A 22,938-nucleotide genomic window follows, 5' to 3' on the forward strand; every position below is an offset into this window, starting at 1 on the left:
CATGAGCGGCGGAAAACCCGGCCTCACGCATATCGATGCCTCAGGCGAGGCGCATATGGTCGATGTCTCCGACAAGGCCGAGACGGTGCGCATCGCCACGGCCGAGGGCCATGTGAAGATGGCGGCGGAAACGCTGGCACTGATCCGCGAGGGCAATGCCAAGAAGGGCGATGTCATCGGCACGGCGCGCGTTGCCGGCATCATGGCGGCAAAACGCACCGCCGATCTCATCCCGCTCTGCCATCCGCTGATGCTGACCAAGGTCACCGTCGAGATCGAGGAAGATGCCGCCCTGCCCGGCCTGCGCGTCACGGCAATCGCCAAACTGACCGGCAAGACCGGTGTCGAGATGGAGGCGCTGACAGCCGTCTCGGTCGCGTGTCTGACCATCTACGACATGGCCAAGGCGGCCGACAAGGCGATGGAGATCGGCGGCATCCGGTTGCTGGAAAAATCCGGCGGCAAATCGGGCGATTTCCGCCATCCGGAGGCGAGATGAACCTTCTCCCGGTCACCGAGGCCCTAAGCCGCTTGCTCTCGCGCGCAAGGCCAGTCGCGGTATCGGAGAGGTTGCCGCTCGCCGAGGCCGAAGGCCGCGTCCTGGCCGTCGATCTCAAGGCCGGGATAACCCAACCGCCCTTCAACGCCTCGGCCATGGATGGTTATGCGCTGCGCCGTGACGATGCGCCGGAGCCGGGCGCCGTGCTGAAGGTCATCGGCACATCTTCAGCCGGCCATGCCTTTGAAGGAAGCGTCGGCAAGGGCGAGACCGTCCGCATCTTCACCGGCGCTCCGGTTCCGTCGGGCGCCGACAGCGTCCTGCTGCAAGAGGATGCCGAGAAGATCGAGGGCGGCATCCGAACCAATTTCCCGGTGCGGAAGGGCCAGCACGTGCGTCCCCGCGGCCAGGATTTTGCCGAGGGCGAAGCGGTGCTGCCGGCTGGCACCGTGCTCGATTTCTCGCGGCTGACAGTCGCTGCCGGCATGAACCGCCCCGATGTCGAGGTCCTCAAACGCCCGCTGATCGTCATCCTCGCAACCGGCGACGAACTGCTGCCGCCAGGAAGCACGCCCGGTCCTTCGCAGATCATCGCCTCCAACACGTTCGGCATTGCAGCCCTTGCCCGTAAAGCCGGCGCCGATGTGCTTGATCTCGGCATCGTGCCGGACGATAAGGCCAGGATCACTGCGGCGATCGATACGGCGCGGGCCGCCAAGGCCGATGTCGTCGTCACGCTCGGCGGCGCATCGGTCGGCGACCATGATCTGGTGCAGGCAACGCTGATCGAGGCCGGCATGCAACTGGATTTCTGGCGCATCGCCATGCGTCCCGGCAAACCGCTGATGGTCGGCAGCTTCGGCGAGACCCATGTGCTCGGCCTGCCCGGCAATCCGGTCTCGAGCCTCGTCTGCTCGCTGCTTTTCCTGGAACCGCTGATCCGCAAACTCGCCTCCCTGCCGCCGGTGCAGCGCGAGACAACCGTCGAGGCGGCCACCCCGCTGCGCGCCAACGACCACCGTCAGGACTATATCCGGGCAAAACTGTCAAAATCCGCCGCCGGAAACTGGCTCGCCGACCCCTTCGGCAAACAGGACTCCTCGATGATGAAGGCATTTGCCCAAGCCGACTGCCTCATCATCCGCCCGCCGCATGCGCCGGAGCTACCTCCCGGAGCGCCCTGCCCGGTCATGCTGCTGCGGCCGGACCTTCTGGGATAGTTCAGACTTTCAGCTGCTTCAGGAAAGCGAAAAAACGCCCGCCTGCACCGCCCCGCCGCTGGAGCCTGCGCCGAAATCCGCAACGGCATGCGTCGCGATACGCTGAAGTGCGCCCTGCGGCAGGTAAGCGCGATTGGGATCGCCGATCAGCACCTCGATGCCGGAGGCCTGGCAACGCCGCAGGAAAGCCATCACCCGCAATGCAAGCGCGGAATCGTAGAACAGATCGCCCACAGCGAGGATATCTGTCTCCTGCGGCGGCGGTGCCTCGATGATATCGGCGGCGACGGCCAGGATGTTCACGCCGTTCACCGCAGCGTTGAGACCGATTGCTGCAATGGCGTTGGCATCGACATCGACCGCCGTGACCGCGGCAGCTCCGGCCTTGGCCGCCGCGATGGCGACGAGCCCGGAGCCGGAGCCGAGATCAAGGACGCGACGGCCAGCGACCACTTCAGGACGGTCGAGCAGATGGCGGGCAAGCACGGCGCCGCCGGCCCAGGGGTAGGCCCAATAGGGCGCTGGATCGCCTTCTTCGCGGCCGGCAAGCCGCCAGAGCCCGCTCACAGGCCCAGCCGTATGCAGCAAGATTTCGGGAATGGCCGGAACGGGTGAGATCGGCAGATTGGCCTGGATGAAGGCGGCCGGATCGGGACGCGGTGTGTCGGAGCGTTTCATCGTCGTCATGCTCCTGTCCGGCTATAAATCCAACGATTCAATAGTTCTTCATCGCGAGATGCGGCATGCCGCTGTCGAGAAAATCCGCTTGTCGGCCAACCGTCAGACAAAGCCCTCCGCCTGAACCGGCGAAGGGCTGCGGCGCAATCAGCCGGGCTTCTTCTTCGAGAACTTGTTCTTCGGCCCGGCGCCACCCTTGCCCTCGTATTTCGGGCGTTCGGATTTGGCGCCTTCGGATTTGCCGCCTTCAAATTTCGGCTTGTCGTATTTCGGCTTGTCGAATTTCGGGCCATCGAAGCCGGGCTTGCCGGGCTTCTTGCTCCAGGGTTTGCTATCCTGTCTTTGCTGGCCGCTATTGTCGGCTGCGGCATACCCGCCACCCGGACCCTTGCCGAACTTGTTCTTCGGGCGTTCGTCGCGGACCGTGTCGCCCGGCCGCTCGTCACGCGACGACTTGCCGGCGTAGGGCTTCGGCGACGGGGCGCGGCTGAAATCCGGCGTGCCGGAGAGCTTGGTCACGCGGATGCCGCGTTCGAGCGCCTTGTTCGGGCCGATCGCCGCCAGGAAGCTTTCGGCGCTCGCTGCCGCGATCTCCACGAAGGTTTCCTCGGGCTGCATCTTGATCGCGCCGATTTCGCGCTTCGTGACATTGCCGTTGCGGCAGAGCATCGGGATCAGCCAGCGCGGCTCGGCATTCTGCTTGCGGCCGACCGAAACGGAGAACCAGACGCTGGCGCCGAAATCCTCGCGCGGTCCCTTCTGCGCCGGCTCGTAAGGCTCCGCATTGTCGCGACGCTTGCGGCTGCCCCCGTCCTGCACGGTGACCTCGATCAGGTCCTCCGGCGCCGAATGGTTAGTGCGGTAGAGACGCAGGAAGGCGGCGGCGAGCTTTTCGGCGCCGTGGCTGGAAAGCAGCTGCTGCACCAGCCCCTGTTCTTCCTCCTGCGGCGCTTCGCTGAAGATCGGATCGGCAAGCAGCCGTTCGTCGTCGCGCTCATTTACCTCTTCGGCCGACGGCGGCCGCGCCCAGGCGGCCGAAATGCCGGCATTCTCAAGCAGGCGCTCAGCCTTGCGCCGTGCATTCAGCGGCACGATCATGGCGCTGATGCCCTTGCGGCCGGCCCGGCCGGTGCGGCCGCTGCGGTGCAGCAGCGTGTCCGGATTGGTCGGCAGGTCGGCATGGATGACGAGATCGAGACCCGGCAGATCGATACCGCGAGCAGCGACGTCGGTCGCGATGCAGACGCGGGCGCGCCCGTCACGCATCGCCTGCAGCGCATGGGTGCGTTCATTCTGCGTCAGCTCGCCGGAAAGCGCTACGACGGAGAAATTGCGGTTGTTGAAGCGCGCGGTCAGATGATTGACGGCAGCGCGCGTCGAGCAGAAGACGATGGCGTTGGTCGCCTCGTAATAACGCAGCACGTTGATGATCGCATTCTCGCGGTCGCTCGGCGCCACCATCAGCGCGCGATATTCGATATCGACATGCTGTTTTGCCTCAGCCGCGGTGCTGATCCGCACGGCGTTGCGCTGATAGCTTTTGGCAAGCTTGGCGATCGCCGCCGGCACTGTTGCCGAAAACATCAGCGTCCGGCGCTCGTCCGGCGCCGAATCGAGAATGAATTCCAGATCTTCGCGGAAGCCGAGATCGAGCATCTCGTCGGCCTCGTCGAGCACGGCGGCCTTCAGTTCCGACATGTCGAGCGCCCTGCGGCGGATATGGTCGCAAAGACGGCCGGGCGTGCCGACGACGATATGGGCGCCGCGTTCGAGCGAGCGGCGCTCGCTGCGGATGTCCATGCCGCCGACACAGCTGGCGATCACCGCGCCGGTCATCTCATAGAGCCATTCGAGCTCCCGCTTCACCTGCAGGGCGAGTTCGCGCGTCGGGGCGATGACAAGCGCAAGCGGCGCGCCGGCATTGCCGAAGCGTTCCCCGCCCTCAAGCAGCGTCGGCGCCAGCGCCAGGCCGAAGGCGACGGTCTTGCCCGAACCGGTCTGGGCCGAGACCAGCGCGTCGGAGGCGGCGAGGTTGGGATCGAGCATCGCCTTCTGCACCGGGGTGAGTTCGGCGTAACCGCGCTTCTGCAACGCCTTGGCGATCGCCGGAACGACGCCGTTGAATTCTGTCATGAGTTCGATCTTTCGGAGCTGTCAGGCGCGAACTGCGCCATGGCCGGAGCCAGCCGGCGGGGTATTTGCGCCGTTCCTAGCCGCTCCGGCGGCGATTGTCAAAGCGTGCGGCTGCGCCACAGCCAGGTGTCGATATGGCTTGCCCGGCCGCGCAGCGCCGTTTCCAACGGACCCTCCATCCGGCCGACCTGCAGCAGCGCGCTGTCGTGGCCTGCCGCACGGACGATTTCGGCGCTCAGCGCCAGCTCGACGCCATGGAGGGCTGCCACCTCCATCAGCCGGCTGCCGACATTGATGGTGTCGCCCGCTGCCGTGATCTGCTGCCGATCGCCGGTGCCGAGCCGCGAAGCGACGATCGGCCCGCAATGGGCGCCGACCTTGAAGCCGATCTTCTTCTCGGCAAAGCCCGCATGCGCTTGAAGCCAGGCCCGGGTGCGCTCGCACAGGCTGACGGCGCAGGCAGCGGCGCGGGCGGCATCGTCATCGGCAGGCTCCGGCAGGCCGAACAGGATCATCGCCCCGTCGCCCATGAAGCTGGTGATGGCGCCGCCGTGAGCGCGTGCCTCCTCGTCGATCAGTTCGAAGAAGCCGCTGAGCACCTCGCTGACCTTGACCGGCCCAAGCTTTTCGCTGAGGCCGGTGAAACCCGAGAGATCGATGAAGATGACGGCCGCGTTCTGGCGCACCGGCTGGGCAAGGAAATTCGGATCCCGCGCCAGCCACTCGCCAAGGCCCGGCGCTTCGATGCGCTGCAGCCGCGCGCTCTGCTCGGCGAAATGGCGGGCGCGGCCGCGGTCGAGCCAGAGCTCGGCGGCACCGAAAATCAGCGCCGGCGGCAGCGCCGCGGCCATCGGCAGCGCCGCACTCAGCCAGTAGCCATGCGCAAAAGCCGACAGATTGAGCAGCGCCCAGACGATCAGCGTCAGCACGATGATGATATAGCCAGCCGCACTCCGCCGCCAGGCGATCAACGAGACGAACACCAGCGGCAATCCGACGGCCGTGGCGGCATCGATCAGCCTCATCCTGTGATCGCGCACCATGCCGTCGCCGGTGACGAGATGGGTGATCGCCGTCGACATCACCTCGACGCCGGGCATGACCGGATCGAACGGCGTCGGGAAGACGTCACCGCCGCCAGCGACCGTCGAGCCGATGACGACGATCCGTCCTGCGACCGCATCCGCCGAAAGCTTGCCGTCAAGCGCATCGGCGGCGCTGAAGGTGGCGATGCTGCCGCGCCCACCATAGAAGGTCACCGGCAGGCGCTGGCCGATATCGGTGGGAATGCGCAACGCGCCGAGCATGATGGCATCACGTTCGATGGTCGGATCGACGCCGAGCGCCACCGACGCGGCGCGCAGCGGAAAGGCCGGATCCAATCGGTCTGCGCCGCGCGAAATCAGCGGAATGAAGCGCGGCGTGCCGGTTTGGTCGGTTGCCACATTGACGATGCCAACGGCGGCTGCTTCGGCGAAGCGGGCAAGCGGCAGCAGCAGCTGGTTTGCCTCGGGGATAGCGGCAAGCGGATCGTTAGCACCATCGGTAACCTCTTGGCTGCTCCTGGCAAAGGTGGCCGCGGCCGCAATCACGCTTGGGACCTCTGCAAGGGCCGCCGTCAGCGCCGCATCGCCCTCCTCTGGCCCCGGATCGACGAGCAGAATGTCGAGCGCCAGCGCCTTCGGCTTCAAGGCGGTGATCGCGCTGACGAGGCGCGCAAGCGTTGCCCGGTCAAGCGGATAACCATAGGCGGCGGCGGTGCGGTCGTCGATCGCAACGATCGAGACGACGGGAGGCGGTGGCGTCGCCCCGATGACGACGCTGCGGATATCGGCAAGCGATGCCTCCATCCGATCGAGCAGGCCGCTTCCGCCGTTCAGATTGGCATAGCCGAGCGCGGCCCCCCAAAAACCGGCGAGCAACAGCGCGATCACCGTTTGCAGGCGATGGTTCATGGATTATTGGCCGAGGCGGGCAAGAAGGGCGGCGGCGCGTGGCGCCGGCCAGCGACGCACGATGAGGGGGGCCGTTCCGCTGCTGACGTCGACGCCCTCGCCCGGCGACAGCACCACCGGATCGCCGGCCGGCCGGCGGACGGCGACGCTGCCTCTGACGACAAGCACCGAAGTCTTGCCACTGGCGACGTCGACAGCCCATTGGGTACCGCGCACGGCAGCGATCGCCTGCGGCGTCACTACCTGGAAACCGCCGACATGCTGACTGCTGTCGACATCGACGAGGATCGCCTTGCGCCGCAGCGATGCCGAATCGGGGCTGCCATCACGGTTGCGGTCGGCAAGGCGGAAGGAAGCACCCGCCTCCGCCGTGATCTTTACCCCGCCGGGACAAGTGAACACCTGGCGGGCGCTGGCGTCGCGCGCGATCGTGCAGCCGGCAGACTGCGCCAAGGCCGTTCCATGCGGAAAAAGGCCGACGGCAAGTGCGGCGGCAAGCAGGCTGCGAAAGGTCGTATGCATGGAAAGCCCCCATGACCGTGCGGACAATATTTTCGAAAGCGCCCGCCAACCGTCTTCTTCCATGTCGGCATGATAGCCGAATTCGGATATTTCTCTAACCAATTCTTAAGGGTTGATGGTGGTTTCGGGCGACGGCCCGGCATAACGGGCCCGCGGCCGGATCAATTCGCCGCTGTCGATCTGCTCCATCGCATGCGCCAGCCAGCCGGTGGAACGGGCAAGCGAGAACATGATGATCGGCGCCTCCCGCGGCAGATCGAAGGCAGCGGCCATCGCGGCAAGCACGAAATCGACGTTGACCTTCTCACCGACCATGTCCTCGCCAGTTTCCCGGATTTCGGCAAACGGCTGCGGCAGGAGAAAGTGCGAAAGCAGCGCCTGAGCCCTGATATCGCCATCCGGATAGAGCGGATGGCCAAAGGCCGACAGGCGATAGCCCTGGGCAAGCGTGCGGCGAACCGCCTGCTCCGCTCCAACAGCTGAAGCCGCCTCGATCAGGGCGTTGACGCCCTGCCAGGCGGCGCCATGCAGAGGTCCGGTCAGCGTCGCAAGGCCGGAAAGCACGGCGGCCGAGAGGGCAGCGCCCGCAGATGCCGTTACCCGTGCCGCGAAGGTCGAGGCGTTGAGTTCGTGATCGGCAAGCAGCACCAGCGCCCGGCGCAGGCAATCGGCGGCATTCGGCCGCTGCCAGCTTTCCGCAAGCCGAAGATGCAGCGGCCTATCCGAAGACCCTGGCGCCAGCGCATCGGCGACCGTGCAGAGCACTCCGCTTGCTTCTCGTCGCAGGGCTGCCTGCGAGCGGCCGAGCGACGGCAGATCCGATGTCACTCGCCCTGCCAGCGCTAGGAATGCAGCCTGAAGCGACGGAGCCGCATGTCCAGCCGCAGTGCGGGAAGCAAGTGCTTCCGCACCGTTCCAGAGCAGTGCCGCCGTCTGTTCGAGCGTCGCCGTCTCGGCGAAATCGGCGGCATCCCGCCCGCGATAGAAAAGCCGTCCGCCGATGATGGTGGAGATCGCCGAGGAGAGCACCGGGTCGCCCCAGCGGATCGTCTCGGCGGCAACCGTTTCGGCTTTACGCCGGCCGGCATGGCGTTCGGCGAGCCGCTGCACGTCGGCAGCCTGGTAGAGGCTGCGTCGTGGGTCGGCGGGATCGGGCTTGGCGCGGATGCGCCCGCGGCTGACATTGGCGTAGAGCGTCTGCGGCTTGGTCTTCAGCGCCTGCAGCGCCTCCTCGGCGGTCAGCCACGGCATTGGAGCCTCATGTTGATCAATAGCGTCAAGATTGACGTCAATGAAACTAGGCCGGATCATCCTGGCGGTAAAGGAGAAACAACATGAAAAATGGCTTGGAAGACGTCATTGCCGCCGAAACGCAGCTCTCGGATGTCGATGGCGAAGCGGGACGGCTGATCATCCGCGGCGTCTCGCTGGACCATCTCGTTGCAGACTGCAGCTATGAGGGTGTCGCCGCATTGCTGCTCGACGGGCTGATGGAGCGAAGCTTCGATCAAGCGCAATTGCGCGAGTGGTTGGCGAATGCGCGAACACGGGTTTTCGACCACGTCGAGGCCGCCGATGCCACCCTGCTGACGCTGCCGCCGGTTGATGCGATGCGGGCGCTGATCGCCCGGCTGCCCGACGGCGAGGATCTCGATACCGCGCTGAGCCTCTTGGCGGCGCCGGCGGTCTTCCTGCCGGCGGTTCTGCGCCTCCAGCGCGGTGAAAGACCGATCGCGCCCGACGCCTCACTGCCGCAAGCGACCGATATCCTGCGCATGCTGACCGGACAATTGCCGCGCAAGGAGCAGACGGCCGCACTCGACGCCTACCTCGTGACCATTTCGGATCACGGCCTCAACGCCTCGACCTTCGCATCGCGCGTCATTGCCTCGACGCAGGCCGGCCTCACCTCTTCAGTCCTAGCCGCGCTGAGCGCCCTGAAAGGGCCGTTGCATGGCGGTGCGCCCGGCCCGGTGCTCGACATGCTGGATTCCGTGGGAATTGCAGAGAATGCCGGCCAATGGCTCGGCGAAGCGCTCGATCGCGGTGAAAGACTTATGGGTTTCGGCCACCGCATCTACCGCGTCCGCGATCCGCGCGCCGATGCGCTGAAGGGCGCACTGAAGCCGCTGATATCAACCGGGCAGGTCGACCCCGCCCGCGGCGCGCTGGCGGAAGCGGTGGAAGCCGCCGCCTTGGCAATCCTGAAGGCGCGTAAGCCGAACCGACCGCTCGACGTCAATGTCGAGTTCTACACTGCGCTGCTGCTCGAAGCGCTCGGCTTCCCGCGTGACGCCTTCACTGGCGTCTTTGCGATCGGCCGCACGGTCGGGTGGTTGGCGCATGCCCGCGAACAGGCGCTCGACGGCCGGCTGATTCGCCCGCGCTCGGTCTATATCGGGCCGCTGCCGGCCGCAGCCTGACGATCAAACTCGGCGGCGGGGCATGCCCGGCCGCCACGCATCAACCGCCAACGAAAGCGGAGAGGTTGCCGAGCGTCAAACGGCAGCCTTCCTCATTGTCTTCAAGGCGAATGCCCGCCGGTATGTCGTCGCAGACCATCGTCACATCGGTGCCGCCATTCACAGGCGACAATGTTGTGCTGACCGTCATCTCGCCGGCAAAGCTGTCGTCGTCGGACTCGAAGGCCGTCGCCCAGACGATCCGTTCGTCGGGCACGAGCCGTGCGAAACGGCCCTCGAACCTGTCGGTCTTGTCGGATGTCTTGCCTGGCTGCGACGTCTCGTTATCGGGATAGACGAGTGACATGCTAAAGGCGCCGCCCTCCCTGCCCTCGAAGGCATGGACGATCCCCCGCATCGAGCCGGGCGGAAGCCAGGTGGCAACCGCCTCGGCATCCAGAAAGGCACGGTAGATACGCTCAGGCGGCGCGGCGATGAAGCGTGAAACGGTCGTGCTGCGTCGGGTGGCCATGCCGGCGATATAGAGCACCATAAGCACTTGCCCAGATCGCGCTTGAAATCGCGCGATCTGGATACCCATCATGGCTAGACGAGGCGGCTCTGTTCCGTCGCCGCTTCGATGAAGCTGGCAAACAGCGGATGCGGGTCGAGCGGCCGGCTCTTCAGTTCCGGGTGGTACTGCACGCCGATGAACCACGGGTGATCGGGATATTCGATCGTCTCCGGCAGCACGCCATCCGGCGACATGCCGGAGAAGACGAGGCCGCAGCTCTCGAGCCGGTCCTTATAGTCGACATTGACCTCGTAGCGGTGGCGATGACGCTCGGAAATGTCGGTCGAGCCGTAGATATCCGAGATCTTCGTGCCCTTCTTCAGCGCCGCCTTGTAGGCGCCGAGGCGCATCGTGCCGCCGAGATCGCCGGCTGCCGTGCGCTTCTGCAGTTCGTTGCCCTTGACCCATTCGGTCATCAGGCCGACCACCGGCTCCTTGGTCGGGCCGAATTCGGTCGAGGAGGCGCCGGACACGTCGGCGAGATTGCGCGCCGCCTCGATGACCGCCATCTGCATGCCGAAGCAGATGCCGAAATACGGCACCTTGCGCTCGCGGGCGAAGCGGGCTGCGTGGATCTTGCCTTCCGAACCGCGTTCGCCGAAGCCGCCGGGCACGAGGATGCCGTGGACCTTTTCGAGATAGGGCGCCGGATCTTCCTTTTCGAAGACCTCGGACTCGATCCATTCGAGCTTGACCTTGACACGATTGGCGATGCCGCCGTGATGCAGCGCCTCGATCAGCGATTTATAAGCGTCCTTGAGGCCGGTATATTTGCCGACGATCGCGATCGTCACCTCTCCCTCCGGCGTGCGGATGCGGTTGCAGACTTCTTCCCAGGGGTCGAGACGCGGCTTCGGCGCCGGCTCGATGCCGAAGGCTGCCAGCACTTCGTCATCAAGGCCTTCCTTGTGGTAGGCAATCGGCACGTCGTAGATATTGGCGACGTCGAGCGCCTGGATGACGGCCGACGGGCGCACGTTGCAGAATAGCGAAAGCTTGCGCCGCTCGGCTTCCGGAATTTCGCGGTCGGCGCGCACCAGCAGGATATCGGGATGAATGCCGAGCGCCTGCAATTCCTTGACCGAATGCTGGGTCGGCTTGGTCTTGAGTTCGCCGGCGGCCGGAATATAGGGCATGAGCGTCAGGTGGACGTAGACGGCGGTGCCGCGCGGCAGGTCGTTGCCGAGCTGGCGGATCGCCTCCATGAACGGCATCGCCTCGATATCGCCGACCGTGCCGCCGATCTCGCAGATGACGAAGTCGTAGTCGTCATTGCCCTCGATGACGAAATCCTTGATTTCGTTGGTGACGTGCGGAATGACCTGCACCGTCGCGCCGAGATAGTCGCCGCGCCGTTCCTTGTCGATGATGTTCTTGTAGATGCGGCCGGTGGTGATGTTGTCGGTCTTGGTCGCCGAACGCCCCGTGAAGCGTTCGTAATGGCCGAGATCGAGATCGGTTTCCGCGCCGTCGTCGGTGACGAAGACCTCGCCGTGCTGGGTCGGGCTCATCGTGCCCGGGTCCACGTTCAGATAGGGGTCGAGCTTGCGAAGCCGCACCCGATATCCACGGGCCTGCAGCAACGCTCCGAGAGCCGCGGCCGCAATTCCTTTTCCGAGAGAGGAAACCACGCCGCCAGTGATGAATACGTATCGCGCCATGGGATTCACCGGATACCTTTTCAAAAACGATTCCACCAGCCCCAAAAACTCTTTTCCGGAATTTTCGGAGCGTGGCGAAGGAATCTGAACAAAAGAAAACCGGCAGACCCAAGGGCCTGCCGGCGGTTTATGTCGAAGGCCGGTTTACTGTCCCGTCGGGACGCCGGCGGGCTGAGCCGGTGCCGGCGCGGCCGGAGTAGCGGGCGCTGCCGGGGCAGTCGTTGCCGGAGCCGTCGCTGAAGGTTCGCTGGCAGCCGGAGCCGCCGGAGCGGTCATTGCCGGAGCGCCAGTTGCTGGAGGTTGAGCGGCGGGAGCCTGCGGTGCAGGCGCTGCCGCGCCGCTGCTCGGAACGCCGTTGCCGGCCGGCTGGCTTGCCGGAGGCTGCGCGCCGCCGCCGAGCGAATCGAGAATGCCGTTGCCCTGGCCGCCCGTTGCCGGAATGCGGTCGAGAATATCGCTCGGGCGGCCTTGGTAACGCGTCAGAATGCCGAGGCCGAGCGAGGTGATGAAGAACAGGGTCGCAAGGATCGCGGTGGTGCGCGTCAGCGCATTGGCCGTGCCGCGTGCCGACATGAAGCCGGAACCGCCGCCGATGCCGAGGCCGCCGCCTTCCGAGCGCTGGATGAGCACGACGCCGACGAGGGCGAGCACGATCATGAGATGAATGACAATCAATACGGTCTGCATGGGTCCAGTCCTGCCCGCCTGGAGACGGACAAAGTTAAGAATTCTGGCGGCTCTTTACATGAGGCTTTCATCTATTCCAAGCCCTTGGGCCCGGAATAAGCCTCGGGACAAACGAATAACCCGGGAATAAAAAGAATGCCTCAGGCGAGCAGCGCCTCATAGGCCCGGTAGATGGCGAGGAAGTCGGCCGCTTTCAAGCTCGCCCCGCCGATCAGCGCGCCGTCGACATTGGCGATGCCCATCAGTTCCCCGGCATTGGCCGGCTTGACCGAGCCGCCATAGAGAAGACGCATCTTGCGGCCTTCCCCGCCGAAGCGGGCCGCGAGTTCGGCCCGCATGAAGGCGTGTGCCTTTTCGACATCGCCCGCCGTCGGCGTCACACCGGTACCGATAGCCCAGATCGGCTCATAGGCAATGACGGTGTTCTCAGCGGTGGCGCCGTCCGGAACCGAGGCGGAAAGCTGACGTTTGATGACGTCGAGCGCCTGGCCTGTGCGGCGCTCATCGGCCGTCTCGCCGATGCAGATGATCGCCGTCAGCCCGGCGGCAAAGGCAGCCTCCGCCTTGGCGCGGACCAGATGATCCGTCTCGGCATGGTCGGTGCGCCGCTCGGAGTGGCCGACAATGACATAAGTGCCGAAACAATCGGCAATCATCTCGGCCGAGATGTCGCCGGTATGCGCGCCCGACGGGTTCTGATGGCAGTCCTGAGCGCCGATCGCAAGCGGGCTGTCGGTGCAGAGCGCCGTCGCCACATAAAGCAGCGTCGCCGGCGGGCAGATCAGCGCTTCGACCTTGTCGGCAAGCGGCGCGGAAACGCCCTCGGCGATCGCCTTGATCTGATCCAGGGAGGCACGCATGCCATTCATTTTCCAGTTTCCCGCCACGAGCGGGCGCACGTCAGGTGTCATGCCAGCCTTCCAAATTCTGCGTATGCCTTGGGCCATATCAAAAGCGCGCGGCAAAGAAAAGCATCATGCCCTTGACGTAAGGGGAATCTCGGCGATCCCGCCTAATTTCTGCGAAATTCAACCGCTAACCAGCAAGAAACCAGTTCAAGACCCGGCGCCAGTCGATCATCCGGATCGGCGTCCCGTGATTGCCGGTCTGAAACAGCGTGAAGTGCGTCGGATATTTGGCCTTGTGCAGGCTTTTGAACAGCGCCTGCTGGGTGCTGGCGGCATAGACCGGGTCGCGGCTGCCATGGGCGAACCAGAGCGGCAGCTTCGCCTTGTAGAAGCCGCTCCTGGTGAAATCGGGATCGGTGACGCCGCTCATGACAAGCATGCCCTTCAGCCGCTGGACGCTGCCCTCGTCGCGCGCAATGCCCCAGCACACCTGGCTGCCCATCGAGGCGCAGGACAGGATGATCGGCCGGCCCGGCGATTGGGCGCTGGCATAGCGGATGAGGCCGGCGATCGCCGCAACGCCGTTGCTGTCGAAACTCCGGACGGTCGGTGAATAATAAACGCCGCCATTCCCGGCGACGAGGTTCTTCAGCCGGTTGAAATTGCCGCCGAAGCTGTAGTCGTTGGCGCCGAGCCGGCGATCGCCGTCGCGGCCATGGATGAAAATCACCGTGAAGGCGGCATTCTGTGCCTGTCCCACCCTGGTGACATCGAGCCTGACGCCGTCCAGAGACAGCGTCTCGTCGACCTGGGCCTTGCGGATGCCGAGCGCCACATATTTTTGCTGCACCCGTTTTTGCGGGATCTGGTCGCGGTCGTTGATATCGCGCATCTCGTCATAGTCGATGACCTCGAAGGCGCCGTCATCGCCCGTCTGCAAGATGGCCTGCTTCGAAAACAGATCGTCCTTGAACGGCGGCAGCACATCGCCCGCCCGCGCCGGGCCGACAGCGGAAAGGACAGCCGCGGATAGAAAAAACGCCGCAATTGCAGTGATGATGGTGTAATGACTTGTGGACATTCGCATTCGGATGGTTCCTGAAGCCTGCCGCCGCTTGCCATTCGGCGCCCAGCAACGCAAATCATGTGTGAAAAGCCCGCCAAAACTGGCAGTGTCGCGTATAGAGGTGCTTTCTGGCAAAATCTGCCTGATTCGCAAACGTGACATGAAATGCGGTGATTTTGGGTCGGCGGAGGATGCAAGCCCCAAGCCAGACCCAAGACAGGATGAAGATCTGAACGGCTCCATGGACGATAGCAACGACCTCTTTTCCGGAATGCCCCTCTCTGAAAAACGCGAGGAGGCGCAGAAGCCTGCGGCTGCGGCCGAACGGCCGCCGGTGGCGGCTGCGCCGGCTGCTGCCCCACCTGCTGCTGGAGTCCCCTCTGCTGCGGGAGCCTCTGCGCGCCCGGCACCCACTGCGTCGAACTCGGACGAGTACGGCGCCTCGTCGATCCGCGTCCTCGAAGGCCTCGAGCCGGTGCGCATGCGCCCGGGCATGTATATCGGCGGCACCGACGAAAAGGCGTTGCATCACCTCTTTGCCGAAGTCATCGACAACGCGATGGACGAGGCAGTTGCCGGACACGCCAATTTCATCGAGGTCTATCTTGACCTCGAAGGTTATCTCACCGTCTCCGACAACGGCCGCGGCATCCCGGTCGAGAACCATCCCCAGGTGCCGGGCAAGTCGACGCTCGAAGTCATCATGACCAAGCTGCATGCCGGCGGCAAATTCGACGGCAAGGCCTACGAGACCTCGGGCGGTCTGCACGGCGTCGGTGTTTCGGTCGTCAACGCGCTGTCCGACGACCTCGAAGTGGAAGTGGCACGCAACCGCAAGCTCTACCGCCAGCGCTTCTCCCGCGGCCTGCCACAGGGCGGGCTTCAAGAATTGGGCGACGTCCACAATCGCCGTGGCACCCGCGTGCGCTTCCATCCCGACCCCCAGATCTTCGGGGATCACATGAAGTTCGATGCCGCCCGAGTGTTCCGGATGGCGCGCTCGAAGGCCTATCTGTTCGGCGGCGTCGAAATCCGCTGGAGCTGCGAGCAGGGCGTCTTGCCCGAAGGCTCCGAGGTCCCTGACAAGGCGGTCTTCCACTTCCCCGGCGGCCTGAAGGACTATCTCCAGGCGACGATGGGTAAGGAATTCACCGTCACCCGCGAGATCTTCGCCGGCAAGACCGAGAAAACCAGCGGTCATGGCTCGATGGAATGGGCGATCACCTGGTATGGCGGCGATCCGCAGGTGCATTCCTATTGCAACACCATCCCGACCCCCGAAGGCGGCACGCATGAGGCCGGCCTGCGCATCGCGCTGACCAAGGGCCTGAAGGCCTATGCCGAGCTGACGCAGAACAAGCGCGCCGCGCAGATCACCACCGATGACGTGATGATCTCGGCCGTCGGCATGCTGTCGGTCTTCATCCGCGAACCGGAATTCGTCGGCCAGACCAAGGACAAGCTCGCGACCGTCGAGGCCCAGCGCATCGTCGAGAATGCGTTGCGCGATCCCTTCGACCATTATCTTGCCGACAACCCGAACGAGTCGGCCAAGCTGCTCGACTGGGTGATCGAGCGCGCCGAGGAGCGGCTGCGCCGCCGCAAGGAAAAGGAAGTCAACCGCAAGACGGCGGTGCGCAAGTTGCGCCTGCCCGGCAAGCTCGCCGACTGCTCGCAGAACACCGCCGAAGGCGCCGAACTCTTCATCGTCGAGGGTGATTCGGCAGGCGGTTCGGCCAAGCAGGCGCGCAACCGCGCCAACCAGGCAATTCTGCCGCTGCGCGGCAAGATTCTCAACGTTGCCAGCGCCGGCCGCGAAAAACTCGGAGCCAACCAGCAGCTTGCCGATCTCATCCAGGCGCTCGGCTGCGGCACCCGGTCGAAATACCGCGACGAAGATCTGCGCTACGAGCGCATCATCGTCATGACCGATGCCGACGTCGACGGCGCCCACATCGCCTCGCTGCTCATCACCTTCTTCTATCAGGAGATGCCGGAACTGGTGCGCGGCGGCCACCTCTTCCTCGCCGTGCCGCCACTCTACAAGATCACCCAAGGGTCGAAATCCGCCTATGCCCGCGACGACAATCATCGCGCCGAGCTGATGCAGACGGAGTTCAAGGGCAAGGCCAAGGTCGAGATCAGTCGCTTCAAAGGTCTCGGCGAAATGATGCCCGCCCAGCTCAAGGAAACCACAATGGATCCGTCCAAACGCACCCTGCTCAAGGTGCTGATCGACGAGGTGGATTTCGAGGGCACTCGCAGCGCTGTCGACGATCTGATGGGCACCAAGCCGGAAGCCCGCTTCCGCTTCATCCAGGAACGCGCGGCCTTCGCCGAGAACCTCGATATTTAAAGCATCTGCGGCCCGCGCCGAACTGGAGTAGAGATACCGTTCGGCGCGGCCGCCATTTTAGCATCTGCGATTTCACGGAACTGACGAAGAACCGTAACAACTCCGTAAAACAACCGGCGCATGAAGCGGTCGGCGTGCGGCCTCCCCTTGGGAAGAGCGGCAGCGCCGGTTCGAGCAATCGGCCTCGTCCCCGACAATATCGAGGCCACGTCGCTCGGCAAGGCCAAGGATGGAACCGACGTCTTCATTCTCGGCTCCGACAATAATTTCTCGGCCGCCCAGAAGACGCAGTTCTACGCTTTCAAGATTTTGCGCCGTCCGCAACAGTAAGATATCGGCTCTGACGGCCGAATAGCGACGCTTTGTATACGCTTTCATGGTGCGGACCTTGAAACCGCCGGGTTCATAGCCCATAACCAGAAGACAAGAATAAGAAGAGGCGCGCGTGGGTGTGTTCGACCGTCAGAAAAGCAATCATGAACCACGATGGCTCGGATCATCGGCGCCGACACGCACACCGCTGATTCCTTCCATTTCGGCGGCGCGCTGGCTGTTGGTTCTGATCGTCGCGGCCGGCGTTTACTTCTTCTACGGTTTCCTCGTGCCGGTGCTGGCAGCCCTGGTCATCGGTTTCGCCAGCTGGCCGCTCTACCGCAAGCTTCTTGCCCGCGTCGGCGGCAATACGACGGTCGCCGCGACGATCGCCATCATCATGATCGTCACTTTCCTGGTCATCCCGATCGGGCTTGCGGTCACCTATACGACGGGTGAAGTGCGTACCTGGGTTGCCTGGGCAATCCATGCCAACCGCTCCGGCGCCCCGACACCGGCCTGGATCGTCGCCCTGCCTTGGGCCGGCGCCTATCTCGATGAAGTCTGGACCAAATATATCGGCAGCCCCGGCGCCTTGGGCGAAGTGATACAGGCCGTCAGCGGCGCCAATATCGGCAATATCTACCGTGCCGTGCTTGCGGCCGGCGGCGGTGCATTCCACCTCCTGCTGACACTTCTCTTCATGCTGATCGCGCTGTTCTTCGTCTATCGCGACGGTTTTTCCTTCTCCAAGCAGATCGACATGCTCGGCGAGCGCATCCTGCCGAACCGCTGGGAGCGCATTTCCCGCGTCGTGCCGGCGACGATCAGTTCCACCGTCATGGGCATGACGCTGATTGCGATCGGCGAAGGCATCGTGCTTGGCGTGGCTTACTGGATCGCCGGCGTGCCGTCGCCCGTCACGCTCGGCGTGTTGACGGGCGTGATGGCGCTGATACCGGGCGGTGCGCCGCTTTCCTTCACGCTGGTCTCAATCTATCTCCTGGCAAGCGGCTCGCATGTCGCCGGCATCGGTCTTTTCGTCTGGGGAACGGTCGAGCTCTTCATCGTCGACAAGACGTTGCGGCCGAAGCTCGTCGGCGGTCCGATCAAGCTGCCCTTCCTGCCGACCTTCTTCGGCCTCGTCGGCGGCGTCAAGACGATGGGCTTCCTCGGCCTCTTCATCGGCCCGGTACTGATGGCGCTGATCGTCGCCATCTGGCGCGAATGGATCCACGAGGCCCGCAATGCCGATAAGGGCGAAACGGGACCGCAGATCCTTATCGACGAACAGGCGCCGCCGCCGTCGCCCGGAACGCCGAAAACGCTTCCCCGTATCGCTGAAGGCTGAACCGACCTTCGTAAACCGTCATCCCAGCCGCTTTTCCATAAACAGGCTGAGCGGATCCGACAGATAAGCGCCGAAGGCTTCGATGTCCTGGTAACCGTATTTGCGGTAGAGCGCGATCGCCTCGGGCTGGTAGATGCCGGTTTCGAGCCGGATCGCCGTCAGCCGCTTTTCGCTGGCGATCGTTTCAAGCGCATTCATCAGGCCGCTGGCGATCTTGAGCCCCCTCGCCTCGGGATCGACGAACATCCGCTTGATCTCCGCCGTGCCGTCGCCGGCCTCGACCAGCGCGCAGCAGCCGACGATCGCATCGCCGTTGCGCGCGACCAGGAAGCTTACCGAAGGCTTCTCGAGCAAGGAGAGGTCGACCAGATGGTTGCTCTCGGCGGGATAGAGCGACCCTGCATAGGCATCGGAAAGATCGAGAAGCCGGACGACGCCGTCCTGACGCGGCGGCTCCAGGGCGATGGTGACGGACATGCTCCCTCTTTCTGCTGGCGCAGCGCACAATTTTTCCCGACATGACCAAGAGTTAATGCCCCTGCCTTCATTCGGTTGGAATTGCGCCCTCTAAGACGATGACATGCTCAATAGCCAAGGAGGCAAAATATGCAAGCGGTGCTGATCGCGATGACCATTCTCGGTTGCGACGATTCCATCAGCCAGTGCAGCTATGTCGCGACGGTCGACAAACGCTGGGAGACGGTTGCCGCCTGCGATGCCGAAGCCGAACGTCGCCTGAAAACCTATGCCAATGTCAGCTATCCCTCGGTTATTGCAGTCTGCGAGGCGCCGAAAGCCATTGCTGCCACCGAACCGCCAAAGCCGGCGCCCGTGCCGCCGGCCGTTCCCGAAACGGCCGAACAGCACCCGCAGGGGCTGCGTGGCTTTGCCGACGACATTGCAGGAAAGGTCCGCGACCATCTGCCCACCGGCCGGAGCGTCAAGGACACGCTCGCCAAACCGGTGCATTTCGTCTCTGCCAGCTACTCCTGGGTCGTGACACGGCTGGCCGACTAAGCCGCCGCAAGCGCCGCATAGACACGAGCCGATTGCCGCTGTTCGGCGACCCCAAGCTTTTCCACCATGTCGAGCAGCTCGCCGACCGCGCCATGTGCGCCGTCATGATGGCGGAATTTTTCCAGAAGTCGGCCGCAGACAGTGCCGAGCACGCTGCCCGGCGCTCTTCTGGCGGCCTCACGCCACAGGAGCGTCGCCTCGACGAAGATTACGCTAATATCCCTGGGCAGGCCGGCGGATTCGTAGAGCGCACGCACCGCATGCATGCGCCCGGTTGCCAGGATCGAGCGCACCCGGCGCTCGCCGCAACCCGTCAGATCGACGATCGCGCCCGCGAAAAAATCGACCTTGCCGGCGCAGAGCGTATGCATGAGGAAGGACGGCGTCAGCTGGCCGTTGAGGCGCAGATGTTCGACGAGGTCGGGGATTTCGCGCGGCGCAATGTCGCCGGCGATCGAAACAATGGCAGCCTCGGTCGCCTCGCGGCTGATGCGCTGCAGCCGCTGCAGACCGATCGCCGCCTGGGCGAGCGGCAGGCCGACCAGTGCATTGCTGACATGCTGAGTGAGCAACTGGCGGGTATCGGCGGGAAGATCGCTGCGGTCGAGAAGCAGGTTGCGGATGTCGCAGCCGTCGCCGAGTCGCTCGGCGATACGTTTCAGGGATTGGCCGGAGATCACCGCGCCGTCGTTTTCGAGCAGGCAGAGCAGCTCTTCCTCGTCGCCGACTTCCGCAAGCGCTGCGGAAACCGGGCGCGTCACATGCGCCCTCGCCGCGATCAGCATGCGGGTGGCGCCGTTGCCGCGCGCGGCAAGATCGACGAGATCGGCATCGCTCAAAAGCGGCGAACAGGTCACCGCATGGCAGGCGACTTCGGGCTGGTCTTCGGCAAGCGAAAGAATCAGGCTGCGCGGCGCATCGGGCGACCAGGCTATCGCCTCGGCTAGTGCCAGCCGGACGCGCGGCGACGGATCGTCGAGCAGAAAGGTCATCGCCATCTCGGCTGCCGACCGCTCGTCTCCCGTCATCTCCGACTGCAGATAGGCCCGCCCGAGCGCGTTTGCGGCCCGGGCCCGGTCACCGGTTTTGGCCGTTTCGATCCACCGAAGGAAAGCTTCTATGATCACGCGACGCCCCAGCACTTGAACGCGATTCCCTTGCGTTTCATTCAATGCTGCGACCGTAGCGGCAAAAGGTTTAAGATTGGTTCACCATATTTCTTAAGCCTTTGTATGCCTTGCGACCGATCTAAACCTTCGGCAGATGCGGCCGGAACATCTCGAAAACATCGCTGCCTTCGCTGTAATCCATGTAACCCATGCGGGCCACAGGCCGGGCGATCGACATGTCGAGGCGGCCATTTCTGACGATCGTCTCGTCGATGCGGATACCGACCACCTCGCCGAAGACAAGGACGTTTTCCGACGGCGCGCCGGACAGCGTCTTCGGCTCCATGATCTCGGTGACCCTGCATTCGAGCACCGCGAAAGCCTCGCCGACATAGGGCGCGTCGATGAGTTCGGCCTGCTTCGCCGTCAGGCCGGCAAAGTCGAATTCGCTCTCGCCATAGGGCAGCGCCGCCGAGGAGAGGTTCATCTTCTCGGCGAGATCGCGACCGACGAAATTGCAGGTGAAGACGCCGGTCTCGGCCGCGTTGCGCTGGCTGTCCTTGCGTCCGGCGGATGAAAACATCACCAGCTTCGGCCGGTCGGCGACGGCATTGAAGAAGGAATAGGGGGCAAGGTTGATCGAACCGTCCCTGCCCTTGCTGCCGATCCAGCCGATCGGGCGCGGCGACACGATCGCCTTGAATGGATCATGCGCCAGTCCGTGCCGGTTGTCGTCGGTGGTGTAAAACATCATTCCTCACCGCCGACCCAGGTCACGGTATCGGCAAGCTCCGGCCGCGGCCGCTCGATCGCCGGAAATGTCGTCGAGCCGATATGGATGAACCCCGCCACCTTTTCATCAGGCCCGACGCCGAGCAGCGGATAGGCGCGCTCGTCATAGGCGAACCACTCCGTCAGCCAGTTGGCGACATAACCGCTGGCATTGGCGGCGAGGATGACGTTGAGGCAGAGCGCGCCGGCCGACATCAGCTGCTCCCATTCGGGAATCTTGATATGCGGCCCCGCCTTGCTGACGACGGCGACCACCACCGGCGCGCGGGTGAAACGCGCGCGTTCCACCTGGATCATCTCTTCGGAAAGCTCAGGTTTCGTCTCGAGCGCCAAGGCCAGAAGTTCCTCACCGAGGCGAGCGCGCTCGCCTCCGCGATAAACGATGAAGCGCCAGGGCGCGATCTTGCCGTGATCGGGAACACGCGAGGCAAGACGCAGAATTTCCTCGATTTCGGCCTTTTCGGGGCCTGGTTCGCACATCTGGAAAGCGGGGATGGAGCGGCGTACGGCGAGGTAATCAATCAGCTTGATATCGGATTTCATGCGGGAGAAACTCTCATTTTTATGCTGCTGCAAAAGGCTGGGTCTTGAATTTGCCATCGCGTTGGTCTTGAAGTGGCCTTTGCGATTTCAGAAGTCAATCGGTTCACGAAACAGATGTTTGGCATTTCGCCTTTTGCACGCATCGGCCTTGCCATTGCCCTGACGATCCTGACGCCTCCAGGCGCCGGCGCTCAGGATGCCTTCAAGGAATTCAAACAGCTTGAATCGACGCCGAAGATGCCGAAGCTCGATGCCTTTATCGCGCCCGGCACGGCGCCTGAAGGGGTCAAACTGCGCGATGTGCCGATGGAAGCCAAGCTGACGGCGGACGGCACACCGGTCGAAGAAGGCCTCTCCTGGTATGTCTTCAGCCCGATCGCCGGAACCGACGGCAAACTGCCGCTGATCGCCAGCGCCAAGGGTGGACCCGCCGCCTTCCAGCTCGCGCCCGGCGATTATTTCGTCAACGTCTCCTTCGGCCGCGCCGGCGTCACCAAGAAACTGACAGTGCCCGCCGACGGCGAGGTCGACAAGCAGGTAATGGTGCTCGATGCCGGCGGCCTGCTGCTCAATGCCGTTTCCGGTACCGACGCTCGCATCCGCCCCGATCAGCTGAGTTTTTCGATCTATTCCTCGGAAGTGCGCGAGGACGGCGAGCGTGGCCTCGTCGTCGCCGATGTCTCGCCGAACACCGTCGTCCGCCTCAATGCCGGCACCTATCATATCGTTTCCGAATATGGCAGCGTCAACGCCGTCATCCGCGCCGACATCCAGGTCGAGGCCGGCAAGCTGACCGAAGCAACGATCCAGCATCGGGCCGCGCAGGTCACCTTCAAACTGGTCTCCGATGCCGGCGGCGAGGCGATCGCCGATACTGCATGGTCGATCCTGACGGCGGCCGGCGACAGCGTCGGCGAAAGCGTCAGCGCCTTCCCGACCATGGTCCTCGCCGAAGGCGGATATTCCGCCGTCGCCCGCAACAAGGACAAGATCTACCAGCGCGATTTCACCGTCGTCGCCGGCAGGAACACCGATGTCGAGGTTCTGATGAAGGACCAGCAGCCGCAGCCGCCGGTGAACGACGCGGCCCGCACGGTACAGCAAGTGCCTGTGGGAACACCGCCGCCGCCAGGCGTCCAGCCGGCTCCGGTGGCGCCGCTCCCTTCCTATGAACAGCTCGCGCCGCAGGGCGGCGACACCAGTCTCGATTGAT

Annotated in this window: 21 protein-coding genes and 1 pseudogene; 8 read left to right on the forward strand and 14 right to left on the reverse strand. The window is 64.1% G+C overall.

Annotated elements, in window-relative coordinates:
• Position 1 precedes the first annotated feature (1 nt).
• Both moaC and K6N12_RS25320 read left to right on the forward strand, forming a co-directional pair.
• Positions 2-499, forward strand: coding sequence for a cyclic pyranopterin monophosphate synthase MoaC (gene moaC / locus K6N12_RS25315; RefSeq protein ID WP_097628847.1), 498 nt, complete (start codon positions 2-4; stop codon positions 497-499).
• Positions 496-1,719, forward strand: a complete 1,224-nt coding sequence (locus K6N12_RS25320; RefSeq protein ID WP_097628846.1) for a molybdopterin molybdotransferase MoeA — start codon at positions 496-498, stop codon at positions 1,717-1,719. The genes moaC and K6N12_RS25320 overlap by 4 nt, the downstream gene beginning before the upstream one ends.
• An 18-nt stretch (positions 1,720-1,737) precedes the next feature.
• Here K6N12_RS25320 and K6N12_RS25325 read toward each other — a convergent pair whose 3' ends face one another.
• The 5 genes from K6N12_RS25325 to K6N12_RS25345 all read right to left on the reverse strand — a co-directional run bounded on the left by K6N12_RS25325 (position 1,738) and on the right by K6N12_RS25345 (position 8,258).
• Positions 1,738-2,397, reverse strand: a complete 660-nt coding sequence (locus tag K6N12_RS25325) for a class I SAM-dependent methyltransferase (protein ID WP_097628845.1) — start codon at positions 2,395-2,397, stop codon at positions 1,738-1,740.
• Between the two features lie 147 nt (positions 2,398-2,544).
• Positions 2,545-4,530 (reverse strand): DEAD/DEAH box helicase, encoded by a 1,986-nt coding sequence (locus K6N12_RS25330; RefSeq protein WP_131710999.1) that lies wholly within the window; start codon positions 4,528-4,530, stop codon positions 2,545-2,547.
• A gap of 98 nt (positions 4,531-4,628) precedes the next feature.
• The gene (locus tag K6N12_RS25335; RefSeq protein ID WP_097628843.1) at positions 4,629-6,485 is read right to left on the reverse strand and encodes a CHASE2 domain-containing protein; all 1,857 of its coding nucleotides are present in this window, start codon (positions 6,483-6,485) and stop codon (positions 4,629-4,631) included.
• A 3-nt stretch (positions 6,486-6,488) separates the two neighbouring features.
• A complete protein-coding gene (locus K6N12_RS25340) occupies positions 6,489-7,007 on the reverse strand; it encodes a FecR domain-containing protein (RefSeq protein WP_097628842.1) in 519 nt (172 codons plus the stop codon).
• A gap of 105 nt (positions 7,008-7,112) precedes the next feature.
• Entirely contained in the window at positions 7,113-8,258 is a 1,146-nt protein-coding gene (locus K6N12_RS25345) for a citrate synthase (protein WP_097628841.1), read from the reverse strand.
• Between the two features lie 83 nt (positions 8,259-8,341).
• Between K6N12_RS25345 and K6N12_RS25350 the strand changes: the two genes are divergently transcribed.
• The gene (locus K6N12_RS25350) at positions 8,342-9,430 is read left to right on the forward strand and encodes a citrate synthase/methylcitrate synthase (RefSeq protein WP_097628840.1); all 1,089 of its coding nucleotides are present in this window, start codon (positions 8,342-8,344) and stop codon (positions 9,428-9,430) included.
• Positions 9,431-9,470: 40 nt separating this feature from the next.
• On the opposite strand, the gene K6N12_RS25355 is transcribed toward K6N12_RS25350, so the two are convergent.
• From K6N12_RS25355 to K6N12_RS25375, 5 genes are all read right to left on the reverse strand, one after another.
• Complete coding sequence (locus K6N12_RS25355) at positions 9,471-9,941, reverse strand: SRPBCC family protein (RefSeq protein WP_097628940.1); 471 nt, start codon at positions 9,939-9,941, stop codon at positions 9,471-9,473.
• A gap of 74 nt (positions 9,942-10,015) precedes the next feature.
• The gene (pyrG, locus tag K6N12_RS25360) at positions 10,016-11,644 is read right to left on the reverse strand and encodes a CTP synthase (RefSeq protein ID WP_012557733.1); all 1,629 of its coding nucleotides are present in this window, start codon (positions 11,642-11,644) and stop codon (positions 10,016-10,018) included.
• A gap of 144 nt (positions 11,645-11,788) precedes the next feature.
• Complete coding sequence (gene secG / locus K6N12_RS25365) at positions 11,789-12,331, reverse strand: preprotein translocase subunit SecG (RefSeq protein WP_097628839.1); 543 nt, start codon at positions 12,329-12,331, stop codon at positions 11,789-11,791.
• Between the two features lie 140 nt (positions 12,332-12,471).
• Positions 12,472-13,242 carry a triose-phosphate isomerase gene (tpiA, locus tag K6N12_RS25370; protein ID WP_097628838.1) on the reverse strand — a complete coding sequence of 257 codons (771 nt, stop codon included), beginning with the start codon at positions 13,240-13,242 and terminating at the stop codon, positions 12,472-12,474.
• Positions 13,243-13,366: 124 nt separating this feature from the next.
• The gene (locus K6N12_RS25375; RefSeq protein WP_097628837.1) at positions 13,367-14,266 is read right to left on the reverse strand and encodes a phospholipase; all 900 of its coding nucleotides are present in this window, start codon (positions 14,264-14,266) and stop codon (positions 13,367-13,369) included.
• 220 nt (positions 14,267-14,486) lie between these two features.
• On the opposite strand from K6N12_RS25375, the gene parE reads away from it, so the two are divergent.
• The 3 genes and pseudogenes from parE to K6N12_RS25390 all read left to right on the forward strand — a co-directional run bounded on the left by parE (position 14,487) and on the right by K6N12_RS25390 (position 18,264).
• Entirely contained in the window at positions 14,487-16,601 is a 2,115-nt protein-coding gene (parE, locus tag K6N12_RS25380; protein WP_097628836.1) for a DNA topoisomerase IV subunit B, read from the forward strand.
• 168 nt (positions 16,602-16,769) lie between these two features.
• Positions 16,770-16,931: pseudogene (locus K6N12_RS25385) on the forward strand (esterase-like activity of phytase family protein); the annotation flags it as partial.
• Between the two features lie 115 nt (positions 16,932-17,046).
• Positions 17,047-18,264 (forward strand): AI-2E family transporter, encoded by a 1,218-nt coding sequence (locus K6N12_RS25390; protein ID WP_097628834.1) that lies wholly within the window; start codon positions 17,047-17,049, stop codon positions 18,262-18,264.
• Between the two features lie 18 nt (positions 18,265-18,282).
• Here K6N12_RS25390 and K6N12_RS25395 read toward each other — a convergent pair whose 3' ends face one another.
• A complete protein-coding gene (locus K6N12_RS25395) occupies positions 18,283-18,741 on the reverse strand; it encodes a GNAT family N-acetyltransferase (RefSeq protein ID WP_097628833.1) in 459 nt (152 codons plus the stop codon).
• Between the two features lie 129 nt (positions 18,742-18,870).
• On the opposite strand from K6N12_RS25395, the gene K6N12_RS25400 reads away from it, so the two are divergent.
• On the forward strand, positions 18,871-19,281 hold the full coding sequence (locus K6N12_RS25400) for a hypothetical protein (protein ID WP_097628832.1): 411 nt from the start codon (positions 18,871-18,873) through the stop codon (positions 19,279-19,281).
• On the opposite strand, the gene K6N12_RS25405 is transcribed toward K6N12_RS25400, so the two are convergent.
• The 3 genes from K6N12_RS25405 to K6N12_RS25415 all read right to left on the reverse strand — a co-directional run bounded on the left by K6N12_RS25405 (position 19,278) and on the right by K6N12_RS25415 (position 21,725).
• Positions 19,278-20,423: a DUF2336 domain-containing protein gene (locus K6N12_RS25405; protein ID WP_097628831.1), complete on the reverse strand. Its 1,146-nt coding sequence runs from the start codon at positions 20,421-20,423 to the stop codon at positions 19,278-19,280. The two genes, K6N12_RS25400 and K6N12_RS25405, sit on opposite strands and share 4 nt — an antisense overlap.
• Positions 20,424-20,529: 106 nt before the next feature.
• On the reverse strand, positions 20,530-21,141 hold the full coding sequence (locus tag K6N12_RS25410; protein WP_097628830.1) for a flavin reductase family protein: 612 nt from the start codon (positions 21,139-21,141) through the stop codon (positions 20,530-20,532).
• Positions 21,141-21,725, reverse strand: coding sequence for a nitroreductase family protein (locus K6N12_RS25415; protein ID WP_097628829.1), 585 nt, complete (start codon positions 21,723-21,725; stop codon positions 21,141-21,143). Before K6N12_RS25415 ends, K6N12_RS25410 begins: the two co-directional genes overlap by 1 nt.
• A 114-nt stretch (positions 21,726-21,839) precedes the next feature.
• Between K6N12_RS25415 and K6N12_RS25420 the strand changes: the two genes are divergently transcribed.
• A complete protein-coding gene (locus K6N12_RS25420; RefSeq protein WP_097628828.1) occupies positions 21,840-22,937 on the forward strand; it encodes a hypothetical protein in 1,098 nt (365 codons plus the stop codon).
• The last annotated feature ends 1 nt before the right edge of the window (position 22,938 follow it).

Origin of the sequence: Rhizobium redzepovicii (assembly GCF_019793435.1) — a bacterium.
GTDB lineage: Bacteria > Pseudomonadota > Alphaproteobacteria > Rhizobiales > Rhizobiaceae > Rhizobium > Rhizobium redzepovicii.

Excerpts from the sequence above, each read along its gene's own strand:
- moaC (WP_097628847.1), top strand. The coding sequence starts at position 2 with ATGAGCGGCGGAAAACCCGGCCTCACGCATATCGATGCCTCAGGCGAG.
- K6N12_RS25320 (WP_097628846.1), top strand. The coding sequence starts at position 496 with ATGAACCTTCTCCCGGTCACCGAGGCCCTAAGCCGCTTGCTCTCGCGC.
- K6N12_RS25325 (WP_097628845.1), bottom strand. The coding sequence starts at position 2,397 with ATGAAACGCTCCGACACACCGCGTCCCGATCCGGCCGCCTTCATCCAG.
- K6N12_RS25330 (WP_131710999.1), bottom strand. The coding sequence starts at position 4,530 with ATGACAGAATTCAACGGCGTCGTTCCGGCGATCGCCAAGGCGTTGCAG.
- K6N12_RS25335 (WP_097628843.1), bottom strand. The coding sequence starts at position 6,485 with ATGAACCATCGCCTGCAAACGGTGATCGCGCTGTTGCTCGCCGGTTTT.
- K6N12_RS25340 (WP_097628842.1), bottom strand. The coding sequence starts at position 7,007 with ATGCATACGACCTTTCGCAGCCTGCTTGCCGCCGCACTTGCCGTCGGC.
- K6N12_RS25345 (WP_097628841.1), bottom strand. The coding sequence starts at position 8,258 with ATGCCGTGGCTGACCGCCGAGGAGGCGCTGCAGGCGCTGAAGACCAAG.
- K6N12_RS25350 (WP_097628840.1), top strand. The coding sequence starts at position 8,342 with ATGAAAAATGGCTTGGAAGACGTCATTGCCGCCGAAACGCAGCTCTCG.
- K6N12_RS25355 (WP_097628940.1), bottom strand. The coding sequence starts at position 9,941 with ATGGCCACCCGACGCAGCACGACCGTTTCACGCTTCATCGCCGCGCCG.
- pyrG (WP_012557733.1), bottom strand. The coding sequence starts at position 11,644 with ATGGCGCGATACGTATTCATCACTGGCGGCGTGGTTTCCTCTCTCGGA.
- secG (WP_097628839.1), bottom strand. The coding sequence starts at position 12,331 with ATGCAGACCGTATTGATTGTCATTCATCTCATGATCGTGCTCGCCCTC.
- tpiA (WP_097628838.1), bottom strand. The coding sequence starts at position 13,242 with ATGACACCTGACGTGCGCCCGCTCGTGGCGGGAAACTGGAAAATGAAT.
- K6N12_RS25375 (WP_097628837.1), bottom strand. The coding sequence starts at position 14,266 with ATGCGAATGTCCACAAGTCATTACACCATCATCACTGCAATTGCGGCG.
- parE (WP_097628836.1), top strand. The coding sequence starts at position 14,487 with ATGGACGATAGCAACGACCTCTTTTCCGGAATGCCCCTCTCTGAAAAA.
- K6N12_RS25395 (WP_097628833.1), bottom strand. The coding sequence starts at position 18,741 with ATGTCCGTCACCATCGCCCTGGAGCCGCCGCGTCAGGACGGCGTCGTC.
- K6N12_RS25400 (WP_097628832.1), top strand. The coding sequence starts at position 18,871 with ATGCAAGCGGTGCTGATCGCGATGACCATTCTCGGTTGCGACGATTCC.
- K6N12_RS25410 (WP_097628830.1), bottom strand. The coding sequence starts at position 21,141 with ATGTTTTACACCACCGACGACAACCGGCACGGACTGGCGCATGATCCA.
- K6N12_RS25415 (WP_097628829.1), bottom strand. The coding sequence starts at position 21,725 with ATGAAATCCGATATCAAGCTGATTGATTACCTCGCCGTACGCCGCTCC.
- K6N12_RS25420 (WP_097628828.1), top strand. The coding sequence starts at position 21,840 with ATGTTTGGCATTTCGCCTTTTGCACGCATCGGCCTTGCCATTGCCCTG.